Source organism: Chryseobacterium gregarium DSM 19109 (assembly GCF_000430845.1).
In the GTDB taxonomy this organism is placed as follows: Bacteria; Bacteroidota; Bacteroidia; order Flavobacteriales; family Weeksellaceae; genus Chryseobacterium; species Chryseobacterium gregarium.
Genome location: NZ_AUMU01000016.1, coordinates 56,220 through 71,733 on the forward strand (window position 1 = coordinate 56,220; position 15,514 = coordinate 71,733).

At 42.0% G+C, this 15,514-nt stretch carries 19 protein-coding genes; 8 read left to right on the top strand and 11 right to left on the bottom strand.

The window, feature by feature from the left end:
* Positions 1-83 precede the first annotated feature (83 nt).
* Positions 84-524: a nuclear transport factor 2 family protein gene (locus tag H561_RS0116810; RefSeq protein WP_034762605.1), complete on the top strand. Its 441-nt coding sequence runs from the start codon at positions 84-86 to the stop codon at positions 522-524.
* Between the two features lie 47 nt (positions 525-571).
* On the opposite strand, the gene H561_RS0116815 is transcribed toward H561_RS0116810, so the two are convergent.
* A complete protein-coding gene (locus H561_RS0116815) occupies positions 572-1,471 on the bottom strand; it encodes an NAD(P)-dependent oxidoreductase (protein WP_027388073.1) in 900 nt (299 codons plus the stop codon).
* Between the two features lie 523 nt (positions 1,472-1,994).
* Between H561_RS0116815 and H561_RS0116820 the strand changes: the two genes are divergently transcribed.
* Entirely contained in the window at positions 1,995-2,186 is a 192-nt protein-coding gene (locus tag H561_RS0116820; protein ID WP_027388074.1) for a cold-shock protein, read from the top strand.
* Between the two features lie 78 nt (positions 2,187-2,264).
* On the opposite strand, the gene H561_RS0116825 is transcribed toward H561_RS0116820, so the two are convergent.
* From H561_RS0116825 to H561_RS0116835, 3 genes are all read right to left on the bottom strand, one after another.
* The gene (locus H561_RS0116825) at positions 2,265-2,561 is read right to left on the bottom strand and encodes a hypothetical protein (protein ID WP_027388075.1); all 297 of its coding nucleotides are present in this window, start codon (positions 2,559-2,561) and stop codon (positions 2,265-2,267) included.
* Positions 2,562-3,129: 568 nt separating this feature from the next.
* Positions 3,130-3,585, bottom strand: coding sequence for a hypothetical protein (locus H561_RS0116830; RefSeq protein ID WP_027388076.1), 456 nt, complete (start codon positions 3,583-3,585; stop codon positions 3,130-3,132).
* Between the two features lie 76 nt (positions 3,586-3,661).
* The gene (locus H561_RS0116835; protein WP_027388077.1) at positions 3,662-4,912 is read right to left on the bottom strand and encodes a hypothetical protein; all 1,251 of its coding nucleotides are present in this window, start codon (positions 4,910-4,912) and stop codon (positions 3,662-3,664) included.
* Between the two features lie 548 nt (positions 4,913-5,460).
* On the opposite strand from H561_RS0116835, the gene H561_RS22685 reads away from it, so the two are divergent.
* The 3 genes from H561_RS22685 to H561_RS0116850 are packed head-to-tail and all read left to right on the top strand — an operon-like array spanning position 5,461 to position 7,920.
* Positions 5,461-6,630 (top strand): acyl-CoA dehydrogenase family protein, encoded by a 1,170-nt coding sequence (locus H561_RS22685; RefSeq protein ID WP_155845826.1) that lies wholly within the window; start codon positions 5,461-5,463, stop codon positions 6,628-6,630.
* Positions 6,611-7,336: a PIG-L deacetylase family protein gene (locus H561_RS0116845; protein WP_027388078.1), complete on the top strand. Its 726-nt coding sequence runs from the start codon at positions 6,611-6,613 to the stop codon at positions 7,334-7,336. Before H561_RS22685 ends, H561_RS0116845 begins: the two co-directional genes overlap by 20 nt.
* Positions 7,336-7,920: a class I SAM-dependent DNA methyltransferase gene (locus H561_RS0116850; protein ID WP_027388079.1), complete on the top strand. Its 585-nt coding sequence runs from the start codon at positions 7,336-7,338 to the stop codon at positions 7,918-7,920. The genes H561_RS0116845 and H561_RS0116850 overlap by 1 nt, the downstream gene beginning before the upstream one ends.
* Here H561_RS0116850 and H561_RS22690 read toward each other — a convergent pair.
* Positions 7,890-9,080 (bottom strand): glycosyltransferase, encoded by a 1,191-nt coding sequence (locus H561_RS22690; RefSeq protein ID WP_051349426.1) that lies wholly within the window; start codon positions 9,078-9,080, stop codon positions 7,890-7,892. The genes H561_RS0116850 and H561_RS22690 overlap by 31 nt on opposite strands.
* Positions 9,081-9,595: 515 nt before the next feature.
* Between H561_RS22690 and H561_RS0116860 the strand changes: the two genes are divergently transcribed.
* Positions 9,596-10,012 (top strand): hypothetical protein, encoded by a 417-nt coding sequence (locus H561_RS0116860; protein WP_027388080.1) that lies wholly within the window; start codon positions 9,596-9,598, stop codon positions 10,010-10,012.
* Positions 10,013-10,404: 392 nt separating this feature from the next.
* Here the strand turns inward: H561_RS0116860 and H561_RS0116865 are convergent, their stop codons facing one another.
* From H561_RS0116865 to H561_RS24130, 4 genes are all read right to left on the bottom strand, one after another.
* Positions 10,405-11,004, bottom strand: coding sequence for a hypothetical protein (locus H561_RS0116865; protein WP_027388081.1), 600 nt, complete (start codon positions 11,002-11,004; stop codon positions 10,405-10,407).
* Positions 11,001-11,513, bottom strand: coding sequence for an RNA polymerase sigma factor (locus H561_RS0116870; protein WP_027388082.1), 513 nt, complete (start codon positions 11,511-11,513; stop codon positions 11,001-11,003). Before H561_RS0116870 ends, H561_RS0116865 begins: the two co-directional genes overlap by 4 nt.
* Before the next feature lie 7 nt (positions 11,514-11,520).
* Positions 11,521-11,871, bottom strand: coding sequence for a hypothetical protein (locus tag H561_RS0116875; RefSeq protein ID WP_155845827.1), 351 nt, complete (start codon positions 11,869-11,871; stop codon positions 11,521-11,523).
* 439 nt (positions 11,872-12,310) lie between these two features.
* Positions 12,311-12,484 carry a hypothetical protein gene (locus H561_RS24130; protein ID WP_162143030.1) on the bottom strand — a complete coding sequence of 58 codons (174 nt, stop codon included), beginning with the start codon at positions 12,482-12,484 and terminating at the stop codon, positions 12,311-12,313.
* Positions 12,485-13,019: 535 nt separating this feature from the next.
* On the opposite strand from H561_RS24130, the gene H561_RS0116885 reads away from it, so the two are divergent.
* Entirely contained in the window at positions 13,020-14,126 is a 1,107-nt protein-coding gene (locus tag H561_RS0116885) for a fatty acid desaturase family protein (RefSeq protein ID WP_027388084.1), read from the top strand.
* Between the two features lie 247 nt (positions 14,127-14,373).
* On the opposite strand, the gene H561_RS24020 is transcribed toward H561_RS0116885, so the two are convergent.
* A complete protein-coding gene (locus tag H561_RS24020) occupies positions 14,374-14,532 on the bottom strand; it encodes a hypothetical protein (RefSeq protein WP_155845828.1) in 159 nt (52 codons plus the stop codon).
* A gap of 42 nt (positions 14,533-14,574) precedes the next feature.
* Entirely contained in the window at positions 14,575-14,838 is a 264-nt protein-coding gene (locus tag H561_RS0116895; protein ID WP_027388085.1) for a hypothetical protein, read from the bottom strand.
* A 187-nt stretch (positions 14,839-15,025) separates the two neighbouring features.
* Between H561_RS0116895 and H561_RS0116900 the strand changes: the two genes are divergently transcribed.
* Positions 15,026-15,481: a RebB family R body protein gene (locus H561_RS0116900; RefSeq protein ID WP_027388086.1), complete on the top strand. Its 456-nt coding sequence runs from the start codon at positions 15,026-15,028 to the stop codon at positions 15,479-15,481.
* The last annotated feature ends 33 nt before the right edge of the window (positions 15,482-15,514 follow it).

Consider the following 15,514-nt stretch of genomic DNA (forward strand, 5'->3'; position numbering starts at 1 on the left):
AAATCAAAAATACCAATAGTAGAAAATAAAGGCTGCCTGATACACAGGAAGCCTTTATGGTATCATTCCATAAAAATAAAAAGATGACCCATCAGTTAATATACGACAAAATTCAGCTTAAAGAACTCGTAGACCGGATTTCCGTCCTTGGCGACCGAAGAGATTTTACCCGACAGGTCCGGCTTTTTACGGAACATGCCATATCGGAAACCATAGCCGGAGGCAAAACCGTTTTAAAGGTTCAGGGAAGGGAACGGATGGCCAATGCATTTGCAGAGCTCCTTAAGGATGTTGAGACCGTTTACCATTGTAACGGACAGCAGGTGCTCAGCATACAGGGAGATCATGCTGCCGGGATCTGTTATTGCCTCATTACTTTAACCGGCACCGAAGAAGGGAAGAAAATAATGACCACCATTGGCGCGACCTATCAGGATGATTACATCCGTATCAATAATCAGTGGTTTGTGGAAAAGCGGGTAGGGACTTTTGCCTGGCAGAATAAAATAGAAATGATTTCTTAGAGCTGACGGTAAAAAACCATTTCCGTAAATCCAGCCGGAAGTTTATTTTATTTCCTGTTCAGCTTCTTGAACAGCTGAAACGTTTCGAGGACGGTGGAAGGCGCTGCATTTTTAAAGATACCGGAATGGTTGACCATCGCAAAGGTTTCAGCTGCCGCTGAAGAGATGTAATCCGGCAGCCCTGAAGCCCGCTGCATTTCTGCAAGGCCTTTCATTTCATGCATCCGCCGTTCAGTATGATCGGTATAGGTGGGCGTTGTTTTCATCAGGTCAAGATAAGTCCCCGGCAGGTACTGTTCAAGGCTGCTGTTGAGTTCATCAAGAATTCCGTAGTGGGAGGCAGCTGCCATCGTTTCAAAGAATACCGCATTGATGCCTTTGTTCACGAGCGAAAAAAGCAGCTTATAGGCAGAAGCAGACGCTGTCTGTCCCCCTGCATCTTTGATATTGAACATCCCGTCCAGCATCGTGATCATCAATTCCCTGTGCCGGCCGCTTAAAACCATCACCGAATCTTTCTCCATGTCCTTTGAAGATCCTAACACTGCCCCGTTGATAAAAGATGTGTTTTTTAATGAGAACAGCTGTTCGATTTTTACAGCAGCTTCCGGGGTGTTGGAATTCAGATCAACAAAAATCCTGTGCTTTTGGCTGCTTCCCATGTACCGGGCTGCTTCTTCAGCGATTTCAATGCTTTTATTCGGGCTGTTGACCGACAGTAAAATATCAGATTCGTCGATAACCTTTTCCAGGGACTGTAAATCCTCAATATTTGCCCGGTTGATATGGTTCAGCGTTTTCAGGGACCTCCCTGCACCGGCCGTCACTACGCGGAATTTGTTTTTCAGCAATATTTCAGCGATGGCAGCTCCCATATCGCCGGGATACAGGATGCCGATGGTCTTCATTTCCATCAGGGCGATATCATTTCGGTTTGATCTGATCATTCCACTAAGTTAAACATTTCATCCAACCCATGTATGGGAATTTGAATAAAAGGGGAGTGGGAAATATTGGATACAAAATCAAAAAAATCTGCGCAATCCCACATCTGCGGGAAAATTAATTTTTTTGAAATCCGTTTAAACAGGTTCTGAAACAGCCGGGTTTCATTACGGTAATATCCAAATCAACCGTAAAACTTTACTTTAATCAGCTAAGTAAGATTGGTAATTATATAATTAATTGATAATAATTTGCAGCATCCGATTATTATGCTTACATTTGTAGAATAATAAGGCTGCTGCCTGGGTAGACATGAAACTCATTTTCATGTATTGCCACACAGACGCTCAATTTTGTCATTAATTTTTTAGATGCACTCTCTTTAAGACGTTCGATTTTCACTCTTAAATTCCAAACATCCATATTTTTCTCTCAAAAATTTATTATCGTTTTGATGCGAATCAGGACACCGGGATATGGAATCCTTTAACAAACAGAATACAATAATTTTTTAATACATATACAATGCAACAAGGAACAGTAAAATTCTTTAACGATGCCAAAGGATTTGGTTTTATTACCCCATCAACAGGTGGACAGGATGTTTTCGTACACACTTCAGGTTTAGTGGATGAGATCCGTGAAAACGATGTCGTAACATTCGATTTACAAAATGGAAACAAAGGGGTTAACGCCGTTAACGTTAAAATAGCGTAATTGAGGTTAACAACCCTATAGGTTATATGAAGAGCAGATAAGCAATTATCTGCTCTTTTTTTATTATGAGCGGTAAGCCTATGGCCGGCTGTCAAGCCTTGATTTTATTTCAGCAAGCTCACCGGCAATCTTTTCCAAAGCAGATCCTTTAGAATCAGAGGTATTCCCTTCACGGTCTTCCACAGCCCCGGGATTCATAAGGGCATCGTAAAGGATTACATTTCTCTGGAATTCCAGGGCCTTATCGGTGAAAAACTGGTCAATTGCCCCGCCTTTAATGAATGGCACTGTGCGGTCATCAAAAGTATCCACCAGAAGCTGTTTCGTCTCCAGCAAATCTTCCAATAAGATTTCTCTTGTAGATTTTTTTAGCATTTTTATTAATTTTTATCTTACTAAGATACAAAGTCGGTAAGAATTAATCAAAATAAATTTAATAGGCATTGCTAAATAAAATTCTTCAGCCTTTTTAAGGGTTATTCATTTGATTGTTCAGAAGCTGATGTGTGAAACCAATATAAACAGTTGCTGTGCATTGCTTACTTATCAGTAAAAGGATTTTGTTTAACTCCGAATTATTGATTTAAAAATAGTTATCTGCCATCATATTTATTTAATCCTTATCGGAAATCTCGTATTATTGCCATTTATTCACAGGGATTTTTTACCAATCTGGTCTTTCTTCATATTCAAATAATTCCGGTCCGAATCCGATTCTGTGTATCTCTTCTTTTTTAAATTCCTTTTGAACCGGTCTGATAAATCCTGATAAAGGGTATCATAATTATTACAAGCAGGGCTTTATAGACGTATACTTTATTTGACGGCAGCGAGTAAGATACTTGTACCTTATATTCTTACAGGAAATAATGAAAATAGAAAACAGGATGACCCGGATCGCATTTTTGATACGTTTTTGTCTTGTGGGCGGCTCTGTTTTTATTTATTCAGTGAGCCGGATGACCGTGTCAACTGCTTCTTTCTCAATGTCAAAAGTTACAGGTATTGTCTCATATATAGGACTGTCAAAGCCATAGATTATGGTCTTGCTGAACGAGCAGATGTGAAGGACCCTGAATGTTTCAGCAAACAGGGTAAGTTCCAGGCTGCCGGTGTCTACGAGCCCGATCTGCTGAACCGTTCCTTTTAATAAATTCCGTGTCCAGACAGGGATGGCAATTAACCGGCTATCTGTTTCCCAGGCCGGTGGCCCACCGCACCAGTCGTGTATCTTTACTTTCTTACCGTCAGAAGTTTCTAAAAAGCAGGGTCCGCCGATGGGGGCTCCCATTGCAATTTCGTTCAGATTGTAATAGACCGCCTTATGAAGATGATCCGGTGAGACAAGTATGCTGTCGGTGTTGTGGAAGTTCCAGGGATTTGGATAAGCATCTGTCATTTTGTCGTGGTGTTAGTAAAGCAGCTGATACTTAAATTTACAGATAATACAAATATAAAAACAATTGGCTTTTACCCTAAATGCCTGCAATCAGCTCTTTCAGCCTCTGCATATTCGGGTCTTTCTCAATAGGGTTGATGTCATTGAAAGAATGCTGGGAAAGCGTCTCGTTCAGGATCTTCACTTTCTGGAGCATGGGCACCACGTATTTTAAGAAATGGTTAAAGTGCTCCGAAACATCGGAATATTTGGTGGCCAGCTTATAGCCCGGTTTTCCGGAATGGCTGACAATAAACAGTCCTTCATACCGTAAATCCCGGATTAAGATCCTGATTCTTTCATTTTTGATGTTGGGAAAGAAATTGTTCAGGTAGATGAGCAGTTCCGCAGTGGAAACCAGCCGGTCAGGATTCAGTTCAGACTGGAACCTCAGGTATTCCAGGAGCCTGGCCTTTTCTTTGGTTTTCTGCACTTTTGTGGAATCAAAGAATTTTTCAATCAGCTGGTAGTTCATTTTCATGATCTGCCTGTCCAGCTCAGGCTTGCCTTCTATTTCTTTGGTAATGTAGCTTTCAAAAGGGAAGTAGGCAATGGAGGTCCGGGCATGCAGGAGGTTGAACAGTTCAATATAATGCCGGTCAAAATGGCTGGTACAGAACACCCTTCCCAGGCATCCGGAGATAAATTCAGTAAGCCGGACGAGCTTTTCATCACGGTCATCAGATATTTCAAAATTCCGGTCAGGATGGAACAGGTCCCTGCTAATGCTTTTTTTTCGTACGTAATCCTGCAGTTCCTGCCTGAATTCCTCGTCTGCCTCGCCCGCATGGATCGCGTAGCTTTCATAAATGTGGTTATACTTCTCCACAAACAGGGACTGGAAATATTTATAGAACGTCTTTTTGATTTTTAAGCCGTCCCCGGACAGCTTCGATTTATCCACCACCATCACATCCACCACAAAATCCAGCTTTTCAATAAGCTCAAGCAGGATTTCCTTTCTTTTCTTGAAGTGTTTGTTTTTCAGAGTCCCGGACTGCAGGTTTTCCCCAAGCTTATACTTAGCGCCGATCTCCTTCATGACCTTCCTTGCTTTTTCCGTATCGGGATCTTTGATGATTACGGAAGTATATATAAAATGGGAAAATGCCCCTTTCCTGGCAAGGTCGGGATGCGCATTTCCGAATTCGGCTATAAAAATTCTGGCTGGAATCATAATCGGCTGTAGATTGACAAAGGATGTTGATCCGTAAAGGTACAGAATACGGTTGGTAAAATGAATCCAAGGCAATGCAAATTCAGCTTTTCGTTTAAATTCCTTAAGCATGTTCTGTAAAATCAATTGAGAATACGGGTCATTATCCGGGGTTTTCTTTTCCTGTTTCTATACTTCTGATTATACATGAATAACCATTAAAGAAAAATAATGATTGTTTTACATTGCTAAAACGATATATAGTTATTTTTAATTCAATAAATAATTGTTTATTTAAGTTTGAGTGAACATAAATGCTGTATAATGCAATTGTAAATAGACTATGGCCAGCATTTTAATGCGCTGACCGGTGTAAAGAATATCGGCCCATCATAAGATAAACCGCTAAATCTATAGTTTGACTGACATAGCGATATAGATCAGTGCAATTTAGCATACGGGAATATGAAGCACAGAAAGCCGGTTCGGAGGTGAAGCGTTTTATTGATTATTTTACGGAGCCGGTGAATTTAAACCGATACGGCAGTATAATGGCATTAATATGGCAATAGAAAGTCCATTACAAAGAAGAGGATCAATTCTTTTTATACAGTCCTGCACAAGTAACTTTTATAGCTGAAAATTTGAAAAACAAACATCATAAAATAAATAAATCCGGATTGGCAGATTTAATAAGGTCTGCCCATATGATCGGGGCGGCATCTGTTGCCGAAGCTGCCGATACGGATTCCGTGGATTCTTTCCCTGCATTAACCTTGGCAAAACTGAAATTAGCAAATCTCCTGACGGCTGGTATTGACGTGAAATACGGGGGCCTGAACCTAGGATTGGTTCCCGGGACAAATTTAGCACTGCTTACCATTCTCAAAAATATAGGTAAAGGGAATTTAGTCATGGGAAGGGTATTGGAAGGGCACCTCAATGCTCAGATTTTAATCAGCCAGTTCGGTGATAAAAAACAAAAAAAACTTTTTGCGGCAGATGCGTTCGACGGTAAATTGTTCGGGGTTTGGAACACGCAGGCTGAAGATGGTACTTTCCTGTCAAAAAAAGGAAAAGGCATTTACTATTTAGACGGGGCAAAAACGTTTGCAACAGGTACCGGTTATGTGAACAGGCCTATTGTGACTGCTGCCATGGAAGACGGATCCTGGCAAATGTGTGTGGTGCCGTTAGATAAGTCAACCGTAATAAGTGATTCTGCCTGGTGGCACCCTATGGGCATGAAGGCGAGCAGAAGTTTTAAAATGACATTTCTGACAACCCCTATTTCAAAAATAAATCTGCTGGGATCAGCAGGGGAGTATTACCTGCAGCCCGGCTTCAGCGGCGGCGCCGTGCGCTTTGCCGCGGTTCAGCTGGGAGCGGCTGAAAAGCTGTTAGACGAAACAAAGGAGTACCTCACAAACTTAAACAGGACCCAGGACCCTTTTCAGAGAATGCGGTTAGGTCAGATGGCCATAGCCGTAGAATCGGGAAATCAATGGCTGAATGCCGCAGCTGTAAGGATGGACCGTTATATGGAACAACCGACAGCAGATGAAGGAGAAAGGTTCATCATTTATGCCAATATGATGCGCACGGCCATTGAGCAGATCTGCACTGAAGTCATGGCCCTTTGCCAGAAATGTGTGGGTGCCCGCGGACTCAATGCCCCTTACCATTTTGAGAGGATCATCCGTGATCTCAGCACCTATCTGAGGCAGCCTGCACCCGATGCGGTATTGGCAGACGTGGGCGGACATATATTACAGTCCGGTACTCCTGCCGGCGAAATCTGGAATCTGAATTTTAATAAAAAGAAAAAAAATGAATCAGGTAAATTTTGATACCATCCCGGTGGCACCGGAACAATGTGTCACCGGGTTCGGGACAACGCTTATTGTTGCTCCACATGCAGACGATGAGAGTTTAGGATGCGGAGGCGTTATTTCGCTGTTGCGGAAATTCGGCCAGACGGTCTATATTGTACTGCTCAGTGACGGAACGTTGTCGCACCCGAACAGCAGGGAATACCCTGCCGGAAAACTGAGAGACCTGCGCGAGAAAGAAATGCTTGATGCGGCCGCCGTCCTCGGTGTACCGTCGGAAAATATTATTTTTTGCCGGTACCCGGACAGAAATGTGCCCTCTCTCCACGACGAAAGATTTGAAGATGCCGTCGCCAGTATTTCCAAAATGCTCGGTATACTGCAGCCGCAGAGTGTTTTCGTACCGTGGCGAAGGGATCTGCACCCCGACCATAAAGCGGCTTTTCAACTGGTTAATGCTGCTGATACTTTGAATGCGAAAATATATGAATATCCGATCTGGCTGGAAACCCTGGGGGAACCCGGCGATGTGCCTTCCCAGGAAGAATCGATGCCGTTCCGTTTGAACATAAGCAGTGTGCTCTCTAAAAAGCAGGAAGCCATTTCGCAGCACCGTTCCCAGACTACCGGTCTTATCAGCGATGATCCCGAAGGCTTTCAGCTTTCCCGGGAGATGCTTGATCAGTTCAATGTACCCTATGAAACCTTTTTTATCTCAAAATAATGGACGGAAAACAATCTTTAGGTCCTGAATACTTCAAAGAAGTATATGCGGCCAATGACGATCCCTGGAATTTTGAAACCAGCGGATACGAGGCGGCAAAGTATGCTGCCACCATCGAGGCCCTGCCTGGAAAACATTATCGGAACGTATTGGAAATCGGTTGCTCTATCGGAGTCCTTACCCGGCTCTTAGCCCCCTTAAGCGGTCATTTACTGGGCATTGATGTGTCACAAAAGGCTTTGGATGCCGCTGCCCGACGCTGTAAGGATTTACCCAATATATCCTTTCAAAAGCTCAGTTTCCCGAATGAACTTCCTGAAGATCAATATGACCTGATCATGGTCTCCGAAGTGGCCTATTACCTGTCACCCGCTGAATGGGAATCTGCCATAGGCAGATTGTATGACCGGCTGCTTTCCGCCGGAGTTATTGTAATGGTGCATTGGCTGCCCGAAGTTCATGATTATCCACAGACCGGTGATGCGGTACATGACCGTTTCGAAAAAATGATGAAGGAAAAAATGGCCAATGTTTTTGCCGACAGGGCAGAAAGCTACAGAATCGATGTCTGGGAGAAATTATGATTGGAAGAAAGGTCATGAAGCCTGGTCTGAAGGTCTTTGATGGCTGTATCAATAGGGACATCAGGATATCTTTTGTGGAATGGCATCTGTTTCAGGTGGTTGACCCTGGCATACCATTCTCCGAAATAAAGGCTGGTATTGAATGAATTATATATTTCTTCGCCGGCCGGAATTTCCGGGACGGTTTGTTTCATGATCCGGTAAAAGTCAGGTCTGTTCGTCTGATCCCTGGATTCCCATAAAGCCATCAGGCTTCTTTTTTGGGTAAGCCTGCTGATAACGGATGCGCAGGACTCCACCAGATAATCCCCAACAGGATGCCCTAAATTTTTCCAGACATTGAGCTGGTAGGAAAGGCCCACTTCGGTACGGCCGATGCATCTCGCAGACGTATGGACATTTACCTGATAACTGTGCCGGATCCTGGCATCTATGCTTTCCAGCCGTTCAAAAAAGGCACAGTCCTCAAGATACTTTACCACGGGAACACCTCCGGATCTTTCATAGCACTCCGTGGTAATCGCAAAGCTGCCATTGAAATGCTGGTGGTGCCTCGGAACAGGATCAAAACCGGAGCTGATCATTTTTCCTTCCAGTTCGGCAATTAAAAGCTGGTATTTTTCGTCTTTACCATGATATAAACGGGTAACTTCATCCAGGCCTGCCAGTTCATCAGGGTACAACAGTATTCTGCCTCCCACGGCATCCGCTCCGTTATGTATTTCCCGTTGGGTCTGCCCGATCCAGTCCGGGGATACCGTCGTATCCCCGTCTGTCGTCATGATAATTCCTCCGCCGTTTTTACACAGCCGGCTGTAGGCACACTCCATTAATTTTCTTCGTACATACCCGATATTGGCCTGGCCTGGCGGTAAGGTCACTTCTTCCAGATAAATATTAAGATGTGGGTGCTGATGCTGGAACTCTCTGATGCAGGCTACTGAATGGTCAGAACAGTTGTTGGCCAGGACCAGGATTTCAAATTGCCTACTATCAAAAGGTTCGCCAAAAACATCAACCTGCATAAGGAACGCAGTCAGCGTTTTTAAAATATAGGCTTCTTCATCCTTTACGGGAATGACAATACATGATTTGACCTTCGGTGAAATTTCAAATCTCGAGAAAAAGGAATCACTGCCATGTTCTACAGGATGGGTCATTTAATAATTTTTTAGGTAGAGTACGTCTTTATATTGATTGCAGCTCAACTGCAGGTTCTTTCAATATTTATCATATCTCATCCTCTGTCATAAAGAAGGGCTGTGGCATGCATTCTCTTAAACCGGGGATCAGTCAGGTATTTGCAATTCTGATACCAATGACGCTTACTAAACAGGTCATAAAGGGTTTTTTCGGAAAAGTTCATCATACTGAAACTTGCGGGCATTAACCCTGCTATGTACTAACAGAAGTCACGACCCCTTTCTTCCCGGATAATTATTCACTATCTTTGAACTTGTAGAGAGTTTTTTCTTAATTCGGAACCATTGAATTTTAATACGAGAAACAGGGGTTAAAATGGAAACTTCGGTTTTTTTATTAATTTTATACCCTATAACACAAGACCAGGGACGAAAATATCTGTATATTGATTCTTTATTCCCGCATTCTGAACCCGGATTCCATTAAGATTGGATTAAAGTTCAGATAAACCAATCCATAAATTTAAAAAAACATGATTACGATAAAGATCAGACGTGAAAAAATGAATGCTGTATTTATGAAACATCATTTGAAAGGCCTGCCTTTCGATGCGGTAATTCACCATTTCAGCGAAAAAGATCAGAATGAACATATCCACGACCATCCGTTCAGTTTCACAACGCATATTTTAAAAGGGAGTTATGTGGAAAGGATTTATGAAATCCATGAAGACGGAACGTATGATTCCTCAATACATCACAGGAAGGAAGGCACTGCCCATTATGTATCGGCACATACGGTCCATGAAATCATCGAGCTCCCGGAAGGCGAATGCTTTACGCTGATCAGGCCCGGTGAAAAAGAGAAAGAACCGTGTTTTTATAAATTTGAAGACGGAAAGGCTTTCAGAAGGCAGTGGAACCACCGCAAATTCAGGGAGGTAAAATAAAAACGGTATTGGAAAGTGTACATTTCAGGATTGAAACCCCTGTAGGCGTTTTAAAGCTTAATTTTTAACTCTATTCAATTATTTTTAGATGCAGCGGAGGTAAATGCACGTAAAAATCTGCGTGATGGGCCTTATCTGCGGGACATGAATTTTTGAAATACATTTAAACAGGTCTTAAATCTGGAATATCATTTTTCAGATGGGTTTATTATAAATAATGATCACTTGCTTACAGCGGTTGATAAAACGGAAATCCGAAGCCGGGAGGCTTCGGAGAGCGGTAAAAAAATGAGATCCGCAAAGTTCATTCATCTGAACCGGAGAAACTGTACGACGTCATTTTAACAGTCAGAAATGGGGAAGGGGTATTTTTCGTGAAACCTATTTTTAACCTATGCGATTTCGCTGCGGATCTGCTCAAAGTTTTGAAGCAGCCCGTCAATGGTTTTCAACTGTTTTTTCTGCTTGTAAAACCTGCTCCGTAAAGACATTCCTGCAATATAAAGCGTGGTAATCCCCAGAGCGGTAAGGGTTAAAAGCAGACTGCCGCCTTTTGTGATTTCTACAATATACCCAACCAGTGAAATCCATAACAGTACCGCATATATCCATATATAACGGGTGATCATTTTTTTCTGCCATTTCAGTTTCCCGATCTGATGGTCCAGGTAATCGATGCCTGCCCTATCGCGCCGGTCTTTCCGGAAGCTGTAACTTTTCCAGCTTAAAACGGCAAAAACAATCATGAGGCTGAACGCCGAAGCGATGCTTACATCAAAAGGCCATTGGTATTGACTGTGATAGCTACTGTATACCCAGACAAGCGCTGAACCGGCAAGTAGGAAGCCGGCACTCATGCAGAGGTTGGATTTCCGAAGTTTACGCTGATGCCGGTCAAATTTATCCTGTACAATATGGGCAACAGGGTCTGCCGTATTTTTTTCTACCGGCTGTGAAAGCCAGCTGTTCTGAAGTTCTTCGAAATTTTTCATTTTTTATTCTCCATTAGGGTAAGCAGTCGTTCTTTAATCCTGTTTATTCTTACACCGGTATTGGTGACACTTGCCCCGGTAATCTCGGCGATTTCTTTATAGCTGTTCTGTTCCAGTAAAAGCGAAATGATGATCCGGTCCTGCGGAGCAAGCCGGCTGATACAAAACCTGAGTTTTTCCAGCTGTGCCTCATGTTCGATCTTTTCCGGAATGGATCCGATATCAGGCATTTGATAGGCATCAGGAATAGGCACATGATCATGGTGCCTGTTCTTATAATTGAAACCGATGGCGGTATTCACCGCAATACGGTAAATCCAGGTACTTACTTTCGATTGCCCTTTAAAACTCTGAATGCTTTTCCAGATCTGGTAAAGGATTTCCTGGTACAGGTCGTCGGCATAAGAAGCATCATACAGATAGGCTCTGCAAATCCGGTAAATGCTGGCATGATTGGTCCTGACCAATTCATTAAAATATTCCTGCTGATCGCGGTTGTTCTCTTTCACGGTGCGTTTATAATGGGGTGATGAGATGATCCGTTGTTTTTAGCATCCGGAGTGGTCCATCAGTCATTACAGAATGCCCTACATTACTGCCTTGCCATCTACAGCTGTTATGGGTAAAACCGATATTGTGCGGAGATTCTTTATATCCTGTGAAACCTGATGAAGGGATAACTTTCGATGTTATCGTATCTGGGATATCACGACCACGACTCTCATCACTACCGGCGGAGCCGGGTAAAAACAATGTGGGTTGCCCTTTACCATTCATCTGCCCTTTAAGAGTTCTGTTCGAACAGTCTGCATTTACATAACCCGCCACATTTAAAACCTGGGAGAAAATTAAAATTGATTCTTTCATATCGGATCTTTCCTTCATTAGTAGTCCGTTGCTTTCATTTCTTACAGTGAAATTTAAATTTTATATCAGAAGTTTATAAAACTTATTTTAAATTTTTGGATATACAAGATTTTTAAGGGCAATAAGTATACATGTCGTCAGGAAATTAAAATATTGTCACCCCATGAATTCATGAGCATGAAACCCATTATTCATTGATTTTCAAATATCCTATATCTAAAATAAATCTCCAAAGTCAGCGATTTCGGAAGGCTAGGGAGCGGTGGGAGCGTGGGATGGTATGACAACGCTTCATTAATTCCAAAAAGAGAACCTTTATTTTCTTTATACTCTTTACCTTGAATCAGGTTGTATGCTTCCGCTATCCCCTCTATACATAATGCCCGCAAATAAAGACTGATATTTGCGGGCAATGTATTTTCCTGGGCAGTATTTTATATTATTGCGGATCAGGGTATAAAGGAGGGCAGCTGTGGTAATCACATCGGGCATTAAAAGTTTCACATTGTTTTGGTTTGCACATCGGAAGGGAGACATCAGGATTATTTCCGCCAAAGATTTCTTTCAGTTCTCCCTTGGTGAGTTTTTGCGATAGGGTTTTTAAAATTTTCATAAAAATAGAGTGTTAAGGTTTAAAATATTTTAGAAAAAAAATATATATCTAATATACATAATTAAACATTAGCGGAATATAATGTTGAGAAAGTTGGAACTGTTAAATTTATTTAAAAAAATATTTTCCTGCAGATGATGGAAATGACACAGATTTTCAATGTGTATTTACATAGGCTAAATATTAAAAAAAAACCAGCGTAAACACACTTACAGAAAGGCTTTAAGAAAATTAGATCCCCAAGCCGTTCAGGAAATAACTTTCTTTTTTTCATACAATTATTAATAATAGAATATATCTTACATCATTATTGTTTACTTGAAATACAATCCCCGAAGTCTCCTGACCTCGGAGAGCGGGCGGCAAAACAACCCGGCAGATGTGGCATTGGATGAACTATAATAAATTAACAATTAAAAAGTTATCTTTGTATACAATCCGGTAATGTGCCGGAAAATTCAATACCCTCCTTATTCCGACACCCGATCTTAGCACATCTGTTTGTTTGCGTCAGGTACATCAAACATTATGTCTTATGTCACAAAAAGTAAAATTCTCATCAGCTTCCGGTTCCGGTTTTTATTCAACCATCCGGAGTAGGGTAGATCATTTTTTCATCCAGCATCAGTTAAGCCCGCATGCCAATGCCCGCATGTGGGGCAAGACTGTCTTTTTTCTTGCCGGGTTTACCGGAATTTACCTGGTCATCATGACGGGCCTTTTGCCTGCCTGGATGAACCTGCCGCTTGCCGCGGCACTGGGGATGTTCAGTGCCTTTGTAGGCTTCAATGTCTGCCATGATGCCATACATGGCGCGCTCTCCGGCAATAAAAAAGTGAATAAAATGTTCGGGTTTATTTTTAACCTGATCGGAGCCAACCCGTACGTCTGGAGCATTACCCATAATGTGGTTCACCATACCTATACCAATATCCCCGGGCACGATGAGGACATTGAGGTAGCCCCGGGATTGATCCGGATTGCTGAAGAAGATGATGTAAATCCCATTCAGCGGTACCAGCACTGGTATGCCTTTCCCCTTTACAGCCTGGCCTCCCTGTCATGGGTGTTCCGTAAAGACTATGTGAAGTTTTTCCAGAAAAAAATCGGGGCGCACCAGAACAGGCATCCCAAGCGGGAGTATTTCAATCTGTTTTTCTATAAAGCGCTTTATTATTTTTTTTTTATCGTATTGCCGCTGTTGGTGCTGGATGTAAGCTGGTGGCAGTTTCTGGCCGGCTTCCTGCTTCTGCATATGGCCGAAGGTCTGACCATGGGACTGGTTTTTCAGCTGGCCCACGTTGTTGAAGGTACCGGTTTCCCGGTGCCCAACGAAAGCGGACAGATGGAAGAGGCCTGGGCGGAGCACCAGATGCGTACAACAGCGAATTTTGCAACGCACAATAAGCTCGCGGCATTTTTTCTGGGCGGACTGAACAGGCAGATCGAGCACCACCTGTTTCCTAAAGTCTGCCATATACACTACGGAGAGATCTCTGTCATTGTAAAGCAGACTGCAATGGAATTTAATTTGCCTTATATTGAAAATAAGACCTTTTTATCCGCACTGCGCTCGCACTTTCTAACGCTGAAAAAATTTGGCAAAGAGGCGGCCGTTGTTACTTTACCGAAAGATGCCTGATGCCTGTAAAGCCATTATATAGGCGTTGGATTTGTATTCCGGTCTTTCGCCTTATGAAAATTGAAGAGAACAGGTGAATTAATATGATGACCGACGGTAAATATAAAGTTGAAGACAGTGTTGATAGTATCTGAACAGGAATTTGATGTCGGAAATGTTAAAACCCATCGGAAGGAAAATTAAGGATGGATCAATATCTATTTACAACGGATTGCATCCGCATTTTATCAGTACCCTATTAGCGAACTTACTTTTTCTGTAAGGTGTTCAGAATTTTTTCTTTGTCGCTTTCCGGGAAAAAATTCAGGATTTCATACTGGTTAAAGTCCTGTTCCACGTTTTTATATTCTTTAATAAACCGGGTCTTGTTGGCAAAATCTTTGTCCTTCAGATAATCGCGTTCCATAATCACGGTGATATACGTGTTTTTAGCTCCATCGGTGGGTTTTTAAACCGGAGATGGGGGATTATTATTGGGTTCGGACTTTTTATATCCGTCAGCGATTAAAAACCGTTCAATTTTTTCATTTAGGTTTTTAAGATCAACTTTTTCTCCGGAATTGGTTTCTCCGTGACGGTCAATTTTCACAATTCCGTTTCCTTTAAATTCGAAAATGACCATGGAATGGATTCCTTTTATATTTTGGGCCGCTGCATCAGAAAGTGAAAAAGAAATTAATGCAAAAGTTAAAAATATTTTCAGTGCATTCATTTTTATTGATTAAGAAGTTTTTAAGTAATTTTTCTGAAGTCCAAATATAATCATTGTGCAAATATCAGCTGCAGATATTCGTTAATAGTCCTTTAAATCCTTTACCCTATGGGTAGGCATTGCATTATTTACTCTGACAGGCGGATATTATTGTTATCTTTGGATACAAAACTAAATAATCATTTCTATGTCACAAACAAAATTATTATCACCGGATGAGATCAAAGCGTACAATGATGTATTTGTCGCCTCTTTAGCACAATTAAATGATTTGGCCCATCAGCAAAGAATGCAGATATTGCAGGAGGCGATCACTGTCAGGAGGGAAATCAATGGTAATGTTCCGTCAGACCCATCGCAAATCAGCACTTTGCTGGCCGATACTAAATCTGATCCGGCCAAAAAAAATCTTAATACAGAAACTGCAGTTCAGGCGGCCGGTACTGAAAATCCGGTATCTGAGGAAAGTGACCCCTTTTATGCCAATCTCATCAAGGCTATCAGTGATGCCCAGCAAAATGCTGTTAGTACTCAAAACCAGGGCTGTATATTGGCTCAGGCTGCTCTAACGCAGGGAATTATGATGATGTACTCTAATGAGGATGTAGGTGAAATCGCCCGGCTTCTGGACAAAAGTGAATAGAAAGTAAAAAAAAATATATATATTTATTTTACA